The sequence below is a fragment of the Runella sp. R5_40 genome, assembly GCF_057652295.1.
Genome location: NZ_JBYFCH010000011.1, coordinates 181,113 through 193,639 on the forward strand (window position 1 = coordinate 181,113; position 12,527 = coordinate 193,639).

Here is a 12,527-nt window from a genome sequence, read left to right on the forward strand (position 1 = left end):
TGTTGCAAATGTAGTCAAACTTTTATTTGCATCAATGTTGCAATTGACTTTTAGGCAGAATTTTTTGTGGAGGACTTAAAACGTATAGCGAAGTTTCAGGGAGACATTGCGGCCTTGTTCGGTTGCAAAGTAGCGAAACCGATTGAGGTAGTCGCGGTACGAAGTATTAAGGGCGTTTTGAACCGCAAAAGTCCAATGTAATTGCGACGATTCCTTGAGCGACAGAATGCCCCCTATGTTTATATTCCACAAATGATAAGCCGAAGGAGGTTCCATAAAATCACTGTTAGGCGGTACGCGTCGCTGTTTGTCCACCCAAAGGTGGCTGAGCATCAGATAGGTATCTTTGGAAGAAAACACTTTCCCAACATTCCAACGCAATTCATTTTCGATGCGATTGGCGGGAATAAACACCAAATACCCCTGCTCACGGCGGTCGTAAGCGCGCAAATAAGAGAGTTTTAAATTATGGGAAAAATGCTTTGGAATTATATCCCACTGAGTATCAAGGTCGAAGCCCGTAAATGTGGCGTCGGTTTGGGTGTATTTGAAATAGGGGAACGCGCCACGGATGGTCAAAATAGGTTCGGCTTGGGGTTTTAGGTAAATAAAATCGGAAATTTGGTTGTGATACATTCCCAATTCTCCCTTAAAACGTTGGCCAGTGTATTCGACACTTCCGATGAGGTTGTAAGCGATTTCAGGCCGAAGAGTTTCGTCGCCTTCTTCGTACGAAGCTGCTCCGTGGTGAACGCCTTTGCTGTACAATTCATTGGGCGTAGGGGGCCGCCAAGCTGTTCCAAAATTGGCTCGAAACGACAACTTTTCGTCGGGGGTATAAACTACGCCAACGGTACCCGACCCATTAGTAAATGAGTGATGTCGTGGGTCAGGCGTGCTGCCAATGAAGCGAAAAACATCCAATTGGCGCCAGTCAAAACGAGCGCCAGCTTCCAACTCCCAGTGTTGAAATACCCAACGTTCTAGCCCAAAAATGCCGATATTGGTTTGCTCAAAATCAGGAATCAGTGGCCGCCCGTCCGTAAAATTGTACTGATACAGTCCACTTAGCCCCAATTGTCCACTCATTTTACCGTTGCCAAGTGGCTTGTGGTCAAGCACAAGGTCGCTGGTAAGGGTAGTGATGCGGAATAGTAGCGCGGGAGTAGTGGATGCTTGCGGCCCGTGCAAGTCATACTCGGCCCGACGGTTAAATTGCCGCCCGATGGTCCAGCTAAGTCGGTTGCCGTTAAAATTATAGAATGCTTTCCCTTTAAAAAGGTTATGGAGAATGAGCTGGTTGGGGCGTTCGATGTTGCGGGTGAAGCCCGTTTTGATAAATGGTTCGCCGTTTTTGATGACGTTCAATAAATCGGACGTACTCCCAATGTGTGAACCCGAAAAAATGCCAATGTTGTTAACAAACTGGCTAAAAAATGCTTCAACGCCAAAGCGGCTGCTTCGGTAGCCTGTTGTGGCCGAAAAATTGTTTTCTCGCACGCCCGTATTGGCCATAAAATAGTCGGGAGTGCGGATGTTGCCACCGTTTTTGAGGGTGCCTTGAATACGCCATGCCCAGCCTTTCCACTGAGGTAATCCGCCTTGCAATGTGCCTGACACAACCCCAATGCGGCCGTTGGAAAATGCCGCAGCATTCACTTCGCCACTCAGCCGTGGGCTTTTTGGAAGTTCGTCGGGCTCAACCAAAATAACGCCCGCAATGGCGTCAGAGCCGTAGCGAACGCCTGCTGCGCCTTTGACGACGGTTAGGCGTTTGGCAATAAACGGGTCGATTTCGGGCGCGTGTTCTGAGCCCCATTGTTGGCCTTCTTGGCGAATGCCGTTGTTCATAATGACGACCCGATTGCTGTGCAGACCGTGAATGACGGGTTTGCTAATCGATGCCCCAGTTTGGAGGGTTGTGACGCCCGATATTTTTTTGAGGGCGTCGCCCAACGTTTCACCACGGGTGAGGTCGAGGGCTTGCCCTTCTAAAAGGCTACTTTTTTGGGAAAGAGGCGTTTGGATGCGTCGAGCAACAATCTCGACGTCCTGAAGGTGAACTTCGTCTTCGCTCAGGTTCAGGTCTTCTTCGGCGCTGTGCTCAAGGACAATAGACGTTTTAATGACTTTGTACCCAACGATGCGGCATTCGAGGGTGTATTTCCCTTGGCAAATTTGGTCGATTTTATAGCGACCCGAAGTGTCCGTTGTGGCAAAAAAGGAAGTTCCTTCGATGCGTAAAATAGCCCCAACGATGGGTTGACGGGTTTCACGGTCTTTGACGACTCCTTTGATGAGGCAGTGGCAATCTTTCGGAGTTTGCGCGTAAGCGGAGTGAAACAATAAAAAAAGAACCCATCCAGCGAAGAATTGAGGCTGCCAACGGCGTTTTGGGCGCGTCGGGTGCTGTGGGAATATTAGGAAAGGAGGAAGTTCTTTTTTATTCATTTTGGACAAAAGTACTTCATCTGCAACGAAGTTGCAACTGTAAAAAGTTCACTAAAAAACCTGTTGGCGAAATTCTTTCTAAAAAGAAGTTCCAACAGGTTTTAGCTTATTTTTCAGACTCTTCGGTGGTGTCGGCGTCTTTAGGGCGTTCGTAAATGAGTTTGCCCTTATCGTCCCATTCATTCAGTACGACTGCTTCGCCGTCTTCGTACCAGTAGCGAGGGTAGCGGGTTACTTTTTTGCGTTGACGACGGTATTGGTAGTATTCATTCCAAGTTCCGACGGGGAAGTCGTTGTCGTATTGGCCTTTGACCATGAGCTGACCACCGTCATAAAACATCAGGTAATCACCTTTTCGTTTACCGAACTGTACTGGAATCACTTCCCGTACTTTGGTGTGGGCCGAATCATAATAGGTCACTCTGGACTCGGCAGGAAACCCGTGTTTCCATTTGCTTTTGTCTAATAATTTATAATCACCGTCGTAGCTTTCCCAGCGCCCATCTTTGGTGCCGATGTAATAATTGCCTTCTTCGACCAAATTCCCCGATACGTAGCGTTTGTATGGGCCGTGCAAAATCAGCGCCGCTTCTTTATCTTTCATCACCGATTTAGTAATGATACGGTTGCGGGTATCGTACCAATACACATCCAGCCCATCGTAAGTACGGGGTTGACGGTATTCTTTTAAAACGTGAAATTCGATTTGGGTAATACGGTCGCCACTCCCTGTGCTAGAAGTCATGCGGTTGATGGCAAGCCCTTCGTAATCGGTATGGTATTTTTTCTTTTTCTGCCTGCGTGCCTTTTCTTTTTTCTTAATGTCCTTGATTTTTAGGCCAAGGTCGGGCAGCGTTTCACTGAAAAACTCTTTAGCATCGGATGGTTTGACGGATTTTCCTCCGACAGTGGCACCAACCCCAAGGCTAGGCGTGGCGATGCCTGCTTTTTGGAGCATGCTATCGGCCTGCGCTTTTCGTTCTTTAAGTTGTTGCGATTTGGTTTTACTCGACGAAGGGTTTTGCTCTTGTGCAGCAGCCGTAAATGCCAAACAAAGCGTAACAAATGCAGGAATAAAGCGGAAAGAGGACATACTCGAATGCAAAAACATGGTAATTCTACGTGTTTGATACGAAACTAACGAATCATTTGCCAAAATTATACCAAATTTTAGAACGTTGCGCCGTTGATTTTGTTGTGTGCCCAATTATTCCTCTTGTTTCTGACGTTATGCTTTTAAAATGCGAATCACTTTTTGTCCTGCGTCGCATCTCATTGCACACAAATAAGGGCCTGGCACCCAGTAACTTCCTTCAACAATGGCTGAATAGACTCCTGCGGCCATGTTGCCTTCTTTGATGGTGCCTACTTCACGCCCCATCATGTCGTATAGGCTAATTTTGACGTACATGTCTTTTTTGAGTGAGTACAAAAGGGTGGTGTAGGTTGTGAATGGGTTGGCTCCGCTTTGGTCAAACGTAAATTCTTGGTTGGTAGCCACGTATCCACTCGTTGATTGGCGGAAAATAGGAAGCGTTGAAAAAGTCTTTCCTCCCATAATGCCTTGTACCGTGTTTGTTTCGACGCCGAGGTGGTCTTGCAAAATACTGGCGTAAAGTTGCCGAAAATCGTACTCAAACTTGATGTCGCCGTTGCCGTCGAGGTCACCTAATGCGGGGTTTTTACCCAATACCCCCCCGCGAACGCCTGACCCAATTACAAATAGAGGAGCCGCCGAGCCGTGGTCGGTACCCATGGTGCCATTTTGCGACACCCGTCGGCCAAACTCCGAAAACGTCATGACCACTACTTTGTCGGCCAAGCCGCGTTTTTCCAAGTCTTTTTGGAAAGCAGCCACGGCGTCGGCCACGGTTCGGAGCAGGTTGGCGTGTGTACCAGTGTTGGTGGCATTGGCCACTACTTGGTTGGCGTGGGTATCAAATCCCCCAATCGTCGTGAGATAGACAGGAGTTTGAAGCCCACCGCCAATAAGCTCGCCCACAATTTTGAGCTGACTCGCCAAGTTTGTCGTAGGGTAGGTGTAAAGATTTTTGAGAGACTTGTCCCATTTTTGTTTGATAATGCCCGAGTAAGCCACCGATTGCGTAGCTACTTGCCGCATAAAACGGAGCTCGTCGCCCGCAAGTGTCTCAGGAACAGGTTCGTTGTCGATGGTGGTTCCTGAGACTAAGTTATAAAAATTGGTCGGGTTGCTAAACACCACACCCGTTGAACCTAAATCTGTTTGAATCAACAACGACTCTACCGAACCCAGCTGAATGGCCATGGGTTCTTCGGGAATTTGCAGGGGAAATCCTGGGTAAAGTTTGGTAAGGTAGCGCCCAATCCAGCCTTCGTCCCAAAACTCGGCCGCATCAGAGCCTGTCAACCAAATATCGGTAGAACGAAAGTGTGAACGGTTGGGGTTGGCATAACCTACATTCTGAACGAGGGTCAGCTTGCCTTTGTCGTATAAGTCTTTGAAAGCCGCCATTGCAGGGTTGAGCCCCATCTGACTGGTGAGGGGCAATACGTTTTCTTTTTTGATGGCAATGTTGGCGCGCTTGTTATAATACAACGGGTTTTCGTAAGGAACGACGGTATTCAAGCCATCGTTTCCACCTGCGAGCTGGACTAAAACCAAGATTTTTCCGTTGGTTGCTTCCATGTCGATGGCAAACGGATTATGGGCAAAAGCTTTGACGGACATTCCGCCCATTCCAAAAGCGACCCCACCCGACAAAAAGCTTAATTGCTGTAAGAATTCTTTCCGATTCATAAGTTGTTTTCAGGATTGAAGGGGTTACGCAAATTGAAATTCTGGCAAGCGCATAATCGCCTTGAGCAACGCTTTGATTTGGTTTTCGGCGCCAGGGGTGCTAGTGGACCAGTTGGCGAGAATCGTACTGCCCAGTAGGGTCGAGAGCAGCGACTGTTTTTTTGCCGCACTTATGGGAAACTGCAAAAAGAGCCCTACTATATCATCCACCAATTTGGTTGCATCTTCCGACGTTTTGAACGTACGGGCGTAGGAAACAGGCGTATTAATTTGTTTAAATTGGGTAGCTTTGGCATTCCCCATGGTGTTGACGATATAATCAGAAAGGCTGCCTCGGGTGACAAAAGTGGTTGAGCTAATCCAGTCGCGCTGTCCCACCCATCCTTGTACATCTGGGGGGTAAAAAAGTTGCTGTTGAAGTGCTTGCGTTTGCGTATAGATGTAAGGCCAATCGTTGGTCGTATTCACTTGCTCACTGGTCAAGTCAAAGGCTTTGAGTGTGCCAATGGTGACTTCCATGGGGTTTTTAATTTTGGCACCTCGGTATTGAGGATTAAAAAACTCGTCGGAGGTGAGCATGAACTTTAATACGGGGCGTATTTCGTAATTGTTTTTACGAAACACTTCCGCCATTTGTTTGACAAAAGCCTCGTTGGGTTTATAAAAAACAAACTCTTTGAACAGCTTGCGACAAACGAACTCGGCCGCTTCGGGTTTTTCGAGAATCAAGTCCACCACGTCGCCGTGTTTGTAGTTGCCCGTTTTTCCAAAAATTGTTTTATTGGTATTGGCAAAACGGTTTTGGGTAAATACGGCATTGAGCCCGTTTACTTGCCAACCCGTAAAAGCAAGCGCAGCTTGTTTGATGTCGTTTTCGGTATAATTCCCAACGCCAAGCGTAAACAGCTCCATGATTTCGCGGGCGTAGTTTTCGTTGGGAGTGCTGCCATTGCTCAAGCGACCATCCAAATAAATCAACATGGCAGGGTCGATGGAAACGTCTTTGGTTAATTGCCTAAAATTGCCCCAAGCCGAACGCCGAAATAAGTTGTTTTGAATGTACAAATGCTGCGGGTAGTTGACTTTGTCTCGTGCCGAAACGAAGTGATTATGCCAGAAAAGTGTCATTTTTTCTCGCATATTTGTGCCTTCAGATAGCATGAGGTCGTACCACCAGTACGTCATGGCGCGGTAGCGGTCGCCTTCGAGCGAGTTATTGACAGGCGTTTCCGTCACCCAGTCTCCTGGAGATGAAGGAAGCGGTCGGTCGGCCAATAATTCCTTCTCAACAAAGTCGTTGAGCGTTGTATATGATAACGCTTTGTCGAGGTCTTTGCGAGAATAACCAAACAGGCAGCGAGACAGCAGGTGTTTGGCGTTAGAAACATCCCACACTGGCATAGTAGATAGTGATTAAAGGGTACTTTGCTGGTAGCATTTTAAGTTAGACAAAGGTATATAAAAAAGGTTTAATCAGGGAGGTAAGCCTTTTTTAGTAGCCCAATGAATTAATAAAAAACAAACCAAAAATAAGTAAGAATGCAGGTAGAAGTTTGTGCGTTTTCGATTGAGTCGTGTTTGAATGCCCAGCAGGCGGGAGCTACGCGCATAGAGTTATGTGGCGGGTTGTACGAAGGAGGAACGACGCCCAGTTATGGGTTGATAAAAAGAGCCAGAGAAGTAACAACGCTTCAACTATACGTCATGATTCGCCCCAGGGGTGGGGATTTTTGTTACGACGACGAAGAGTTTTTGGTGATGAAACAAGACATCGAATTGGCCAAAGAATTGGGGGCAGATGGTGTTGTTTTTGGGTTGCTTTTACCAACAGGCGAAGTGGATGAAGTACGTACGGCCGAATTGGTCGCATTGGCAAAGCCTTTACAAGTAACTTTTCACCGTGCTTTTGACGTGGCCCAAGAGCCATTTGAGGCATTAGAGGCGGTTATTCGGACGGGGGCAGTGCGTATTTTGACGTCGGGACAAGAAAATTCGGCTTTGGACGGCGCGGAGTTATTGACCCAATTAGCCAAAAAAGCCGCAGGACGAATAGACTTAATGGCAGGAAGTGGAGTAAATGTTATGAATGCCGTGCGATTGGCGCAAACAGGCGTGCAAGCACTCCACCTAACGGGCAAGGCCGCTCGAAAAGGCCAAATGATTTATCAGAAGGAAGGAGTGAGCATGGCTTCCGTGTTGCCCACCGACGAGTACGAGATTATTTACAGTGATGCCCTCAAAATCAGGTCAGTAGTAGAAGCTGTGAATGATAAAAAAGACAATTATTAAATTTTTTTATTAATTTAAGTCGCTTATTATCTTACAAATAGATACCTTTGTCGCTGTAAACTACTCCTTCTTTTGACAAACATGATTACCGAACCTTTAATGATTCAAGCACAAGCCGCTGACAGCAATTTGTCAAACGGTATGGTAGGTCAGGCTATCACCTACGAAAAAATTCCGACTCAGATTTACGCCGATGCCAAAGATGCTTCGCGCGCCGTGGCGCAAGAAATCGCTGATTTGATTCGGGCCAAGCAGAAGGAAGGCAAAAATTGTGTGTTAGGCTTGGCGACGGGGTCGTCACCTAAAACGGTGTATGCCGAACTCATCAAAATGCACCGCGAAGAAGGATTGAGTTTCAAAAACGTAGTGTCGTTCAATTTGGATGAATACTACCCCATGCAGCCCGATTCGATTCATAGCTACGTGCGTTTTATGCGCGAGCAATTGTTTGACCACGTGGACATTCCTAAGGAAAATTACTTTATTCCCGACGGAACGGTACCTTCGGCGCTTATCGCTGATTTTGCCCAGCGTTATGACAACAAAATGAACGCAATGGGTGGTATCGACTTCCAACTTCTTGGAATTGGAGGAAACGGCCACATTGGTTTTAACGAACCAGGGTCGTTGATTAACTCACGTACTCGTTTGATGACGCTCGACCACTCTACCCGCGCTGCTGCGGCCATGGAGTTTGGAGGGCTGCACCACGTACCCAAAAAAGCGATTACGATGGGGGTTTCGTCCATCATGAACGCCAAACGGGTAGTGTTGTTGGCGTGGGGTGAGCGCAAAGCACCCATGATTAAGTCGTCGGTAGAAGGCCCCGTGAGCGAACTTGTGCCTGCGTCGTACTTGCAAGCACACCCTAACGTGGCGTTTTTTGTAGATACGCGGGCGGCTTCAGAATTGACCCGAGTGAAATCACCGTGGTTGGTAGATACTGTTGAATGGGACAACTCAATGATTAAGAAAGCGGTAACGCATCTTTCGTTGACCCTTCAAAAACCAATTTTGAAACTCACTACCAAAGATTACAATGACAATGGTATGAGTGATATGTTGGCTGCTCACGGTTCTGCATACGATATTAATATCAACGTTTTCAATCAGTTACAACATACCATCACAGGATGGCCTGGAGGTAAACCAAACGCCGATGATACGCACCGTCCTGAGCGCGCGCATCCTGCCAAGAAACGTGTGATTCTTTTCAGCCCGCACCCCGACGATGACATTATTTCGATGGGAGGCACTTTCCAGCGTTTGGTGGATCAAGGGCACGAGGTTCACGTTGCGTACCAAACGTCAGGGAACATTGCCGTGGCCGACGACGAGGCGTTCCGCTTTATCGACTTTGTGGTGGATTACAACCAGAAATTCGGTATCGAAAGCCCCGCGGCGATGAAGATTTTTGATGACGCAAAAGCGTTTTTGAAAACGAAAAAAGACAGCGAAATAGATACGCCAGAAGTACGTTACGTGAAAGGCATCATTCGTCGCGGAGAAGCAAAAGCAACGTGCCGTTTTGTCGGAACGGAGCATTTTCATTTCCTCGACATGCCGTTCTACGAAACAGGTACGGTACAGAAAAAGCCAATTGGCCCAGAGGACGTCAAAATCATTGCCGATTTGATTGAGGAAATCAAGCCACACCAAATCTACGCAGCGGGCGACTTTGCCGACCCTCACGGAACCCACAAAGTGTGCTGGGATGCCATCGAGGCGGCTTTGGGACAATTGAAACACAAAAACTTCATGAAAGATTGCTGGGTATGGTTGTACCGTGGCGCTTGGGCGGAGTGGGATATTCACGAAATCGAAATGGCGGTGCCAATGAGCCCCGACCAAGTGGTGAAAAAGCGGATGGGTATCTTCAAACACCAATCACAAAAAGACGGGGTGGTGTTCCAAGGCGAAGATTCGCGCGAGTTTTGGCAACGTGCCGAAGAACGCAACAGCGGAACCGCCAAACTCTACGACCAACTTGGCTTGGCCGAATATGAGGCGATGGAAGCCTTTGTTCGTTGGCATTTCTAAACTAGCATATAGGTTTCCAAATCAATAATTTTTAAGCATCGGTCGGTGAATAACTGGCCGATGCTTTTTTGTGTAAAATTCTATCTTTGTGTTTTTAAACATCACGTATATGCGCACTGTTATTTTGCTACTTCTTTCCAATGTTTTTATGACAACGGCTTGGTATTGGCACCTCAAATACAAAGATACCGACTTGTGGAAGGTGGTCGTTATTAGTTGGTTAATTGCATTTTTTGAGTATTGTATCGCCGTTCCCGCCAACCGAATAGGCTCGTACGAATTCAATGCCTTTGAGCTCAAAACCATCCAAGAAGTTGTTAGTTTGGCAGTCTTTGTTGGATTCGCCGTTTTTTACCTCAAAGAAGAACTTCGTTGGAATTATCTTGTGGGTTTTGCCTTGATTATACTTGCGGTATTCTTTATCTTTAAGAAGTGGTAATGCCTTCGCGTGCAACAGTCGTTTTGAGATGTGCGTATAGGTGATTAAAGCACGCAAAAAACGACGGCAATGAGGAAAATTCTATGGATATTAGGGTTTTGGTGGGGGAGTTGGTTGTGGAGTTACGCTCAGGTAGATTGTGGAAACATCGGTTTTGAAACAGGAACAACCCAAGGCTGGACGTTGACGAACGGAAGCATTGGCCTTGCAGGCATTCAGCTTATTTATCTAAATGAAGTCGCGGGTACGTACGACAATGGCCACCTGATTACCAAACGAAGCGATGGCAATGACCCCAATGTCACACGTGAAGCGTTGCCGATGGTGGCGCCAGGAAGCCAGTATTCGATTCGTATTGGTAACGGAACCGCTAACCGTGGGTCGAAATTTGACCGAATTAAAACTACGTTCATTGTTTCGCCCGATAACACCCTCTTCCAGTACAAATTTGCCGTTGTACTCAACAAAGACCAAAATGATACCCATCAGTCCCACCAAAAACCTGGCTTTAGTTTACTGATTTATGATGAAAATAAAACGCCGATTGGGTGTAGTTATTACGATGTGCAGCTAACTAGAGCAGGGGTAGTTGCGGGATTTAAAGCGCAGAGCACCACGGTAGAATACCGCCCTTGGACGACGGGTGCCATTGACCTTCGTAATTACATTGGCCGTAAATTGACGGTTGAGGTAACAGCCCACGGGTGTACACAACGAGGCCACTACGGCTATGCGTATTTTGATGCGCAGTGTTTGAAGGCCGAAATTAAGCCTAGTTCAATTTGCCCAGATGCTAGTGGTTATTTGACTTTGGTCGCTCCTGATGGTTTTGCTTCCTACAAATGGAATACGGGAGAAACGACCACAAGCATTAGAATAAAACCCAAAATAGGAGATAAGTATTTTGTAAAAGTAGTAGCGCCGTCGAGCTTGGATGAGTCTTGTGAGTTGCAGTTGGATTATACCGTCAAACACCAAAAAGCGGATACAACCATTAACAAAACCATTTGTGAAGGAGAAAGCTTCACCGTAGGAACCACGGCTTACCGAACATCAGGAAAGTACGTTACAAAAATAGACCGTGGGGAAAGTTGCGATAGCACAGTCACGCTCAACCTTACGGTCAAACCCTTGGCCCGCCACTCTCAAAAAGTAACGATTTGTGAAGGCCAAACGCTGACCGTTGGTACAGTTGCATACACAACGGCAGGAACATATACCACCACCATATCGCGCCCTTCGCTTTGCGACAGCATTGTTACGACGACGTTGGTGGTGGACAAAATAGAAGTTTCCGTACAACCCACCGAAGTGTCAGTTGCGGAAGGAGATAGCGCACAGCTACGCGCGACGCTGGTTTCGACCTTTGCCAATGCCAATTACACGTACCGCTGGGAACCCGAACGAGGGCTGTCGTGTGCCACTTGTGCCGTAACGTGGGCTTATCCAGAAATGACCACAAAATACAAATTGACGGTCACGAATGCGGATAAAACTTGCCAGAAGGTAGCCGAGGCACGCGTCAAAATTATTCAGTGTGGGGTTTATACGCCAGATGTTTTTTCACCCAACGATGACCAACAAAACGACGTGTTTTTTTTGCAAGCGGGCGATTGCGTCAAACAAATCAAAGAAATGACGATTTACAGTCGTTGGGGGGAAGTCATATTTCATCAAGCCAATGTTCCCATTTCTCAGCCTGCGTATGGGTGGGATGGGAAGTACTTGGGGCAGTTGCTAGGCGTAGGTACGTTTCCTTACCGAATCACGATTGAGTTTACCGACCCCGAACTGAACCCCTATACTTTTACAGGTGTTGTGATGTTGATAAAGTAAGACACGCTACAACCCGAATCGACCCACGTGTCTTGGAAACAATCGGGTCAGCCTGTACTTCGGCGTCGATTGACCCTTCGCACGTATTGATGGCCTTGGGAATGACCGAAACCGAGGCGTTTTCGTGTATTCGGTTTAGTTTGGGGCGGTTTAATCAGGCTAGTTTTAATTTTAAATGAGCTCCAAGTCCCTCATGTATGATACGAAAAAGCGTAGAAAGGCGAATATCAGAAGCATCATTCTCAATACGTGAAATGTAAGATTTGTTAGTCCCTATCTTAGCGACCAACTCAGCTTGGGTCATATTTTTGCTTTTACGGGCTTCTTCTATTAATACCCCAATCTTGAAAGCTTCATAGCGTTGTTCCCAGTTTTCTCGTGCCTCAGTACCAAAAGGGCCGTATTTGAGGTCTAAAATATCTTCTAAAGAGGTAATGTTAGGATTGTTTGTCATCGAAATAGGCTTTTTATCTTTTGTCACGTTTCAAGGTCTGAAATCGTTTTTGGGAAAGTGCCAGACGTTAAAAACGCATCTTCCAGAGGTTAGAGATAAAGTCTTTTAGCCAAACACAAACCAGCGTGGGCAGCCCCAGCGGGGCGTAATCTTGCGAGGCCGCCCTTTAGGTTTGTACTATGGTAAAATTTCAAGATTGAGTATTTTTAACAAACAGTACCAGAGTGGGCTTCCCTATG

General features: G+C 46.9%; 9 protein-coding genes and 1 pseudogene. 5 read left to right on the forward strand and 5 right to left on the reverse strand.

Going from position 1 to position 12,527, the window contains the following annotated elements:
* Window positions 1-75 precede the first annotated feature (75 nt).
* The 4 genes from AC23N5_RS19325 to AC23N5_RS19340 all read right to left on the reverse strand — a co-directional run bounded on the left by AC23N5_RS19325 (window position 76) and on the right by AC23N5_RS19340 (window position 6,631).
* Window positions 76-2,451: a TonB-dependent receptor gene (locus AC23N5_RS19325; protein ID WP_487756847.1), complete on the reverse strand. Its 2,376-nt coding sequence runs from the start codon at window positions 2,449-2,451 to the stop codon at window positions 76-78.
* A gap of 106 nt (window positions 2,452-2,557) precedes the next feature.
* Window positions 2,558-3,562, reverse strand: a complete 1,005-nt coding sequence (locus tag AC23N5_RS19330) for a toxin-antitoxin system YwqK family antitoxin (protein ID WP_229601344.1) — start codon at window positions 3,560-3,562, stop codon at window positions 2,558-2,560.
* A 117-nt stretch (window positions 3,563-3,679) separates the two neighbouring features.
* Window positions 3,680-5,230 (reverse strand): DUF1501 domain-containing protein, encoded by a 1,551-nt coding sequence (locus AC23N5_RS19335; RefSeq protein WP_487756848.1) that lies wholly within the window; start codon window positions 5,228-5,230, stop codon window positions 3,680-3,682.
* Window positions 5,231-5,254: 24 nt separating this feature from the next.
* Window positions 5,255-6,631 carry a DUF1800 domain-containing protein gene (locus AC23N5_RS19340; protein WP_183974494.1) on the reverse strand — a complete coding sequence of 459 codons (1,377 nt, stop codon included), beginning with the start codon at window positions 6,629-6,631 and terminating at the stop codon, window positions 5,255-5,257.
* Window positions 6,632-6,769: 138 nt separating this feature from the next.
* Here AC23N5_RS19340 and AC23N5_RS19345 point away from each other — a divergent pair, with 138 nt between their 5' ends.
* The 5 genes and pseudogenes from AC23N5_RS19345 to AC23N5_RS19365 all read left to right on the forward strand — a co-directional run.
* Window positions 6,770-7,519 (forward strand): copper homeostasis protein CutC, encoded by a 750-nt coding sequence (locus tag AC23N5_RS19345; protein WP_183974492.1) that lies wholly within the window; start codon window positions 6,770-6,772, stop codon window positions 7,517-7,519.
* Window positions 7,520-7,618: 99 nt separating this feature from the next.
* Window positions 7,619-9,559 carry a glucosamine-6-phosphate deaminase gene (gene nagB / locus AC23N5_RS19350; protein ID WP_374758000.1) on the forward strand — a complete coding sequence of 647 codons (1,941 nt, stop codon included), beginning with the start codon at window positions 7,619-7,621 and terminating at the stop codon, window positions 9,557-9,559.
* 109 nt (window positions 9,560-9,668) lie between these two features.
* A complete protein-coding gene (locus AC23N5_RS19355; RefSeq protein ID WP_487756849.1) occupies window positions 9,669-9,998 on the forward strand; it encodes a DMT family protein in 330 nt (109 codons plus the stop codon).
* Between the two features lie 69 nt (window positions 9,999-10,067).
* Window positions 10,068-11,834, forward strand: coding sequence for a T9SS type B sorting domain-containing protein (locus AC23N5_RS19360; RefSeq protein ID WP_487756850.1), 1,767 nt, complete (start codon window positions 10,068-10,070; stop codon window positions 11,832-11,834).
* A 44-nt stretch (window positions 11,835-11,878) separates the two neighbouring features.
* Window positions 11,879-12,013, forward strand: a pseudogene (locus tag AC23N5_RS19365) (IscS subfamily cysteine desulfurase); the annotation flags it as partial.
* Here the strand turns inward: AC23N5_RS19365 and AC23N5_RS19370 are convergent.
* Complete coding sequence (locus AC23N5_RS19370; RefSeq protein WP_310586992.1) at window positions 11,989-12,315, reverse strand: helix-turn-helix domain-containing protein; 327 nt, start codon at window positions 12,313-12,315, stop codon at window positions 11,989-11,991. The pseudogene AC23N5_RS19365 and the gene AC23N5_RS19370 overlap by 25 nt on opposite strands.
* Window positions 12,316-12,527 lie beyond the last annotated feature (212 nt).

What these genes read in the sequence shown, in the direction of transcription:
- AC23N5_RS19325 (WP_487756847.1), bottom strand. Translation starts at nt 2,451, where the DNA reads ATGAATAAAAAAGAACTTCCTCCTTTCCTAATATTCCCACAGCACCCG.
- AC23N5_RS19330 (WP_229601344.1), bottom strand. Translation starts at nt 3,562, where the DNA reads ATGTTTTTGCATTCGAGTATGTCCTCTTTCCGCTTTATTCCTGCATTT.
- AC23N5_RS19335 (WP_487756848.1), bottom strand. Translation starts at nt 5,230, where the DNA reads ATGAATCGGAAAGAATTCTTACAGCAATTAAGCTTTTTGTCGGGTGGG.
- AC23N5_RS19340 (WP_183974494.1), bottom strand. Translation starts at nt 6,631, where the DNA reads ATGCCAGTGTGGGATGTTTCTAACGCCAAACACCTGCTGTCTCGCTGC.
- AC23N5_RS19345 (WP_183974492.1), top strand. Translation starts at nt 6,770, where the DNA reads ATGCAGGTAGAAGTTTGTGCGTTTTCGATTGAGTCGTGTTTGAATGCC.
- nagB (WP_374758000.1), top strand. Translation starts at nt 7,619, where the DNA reads ATGATTCAAGCACAAGCCGCTGACAGCAATTTGTCAAACGGTATGGTA.
- AC23N5_RS19355 (WP_487756849.1), top strand. Translation starts at nt 9,669, where the DNA reads ATGCGCACTGTTATTTTGCTACTTCTTTCCAATGTTTTTATGACAACG.
- AC23N5_RS19360 (WP_487756850.1), top strand. Translation starts at nt 10,068, where the DNA reads ATGAGGAAAATTCTATGGATATTAGGGTTTTGGTGGGGGAGTTGGTTG.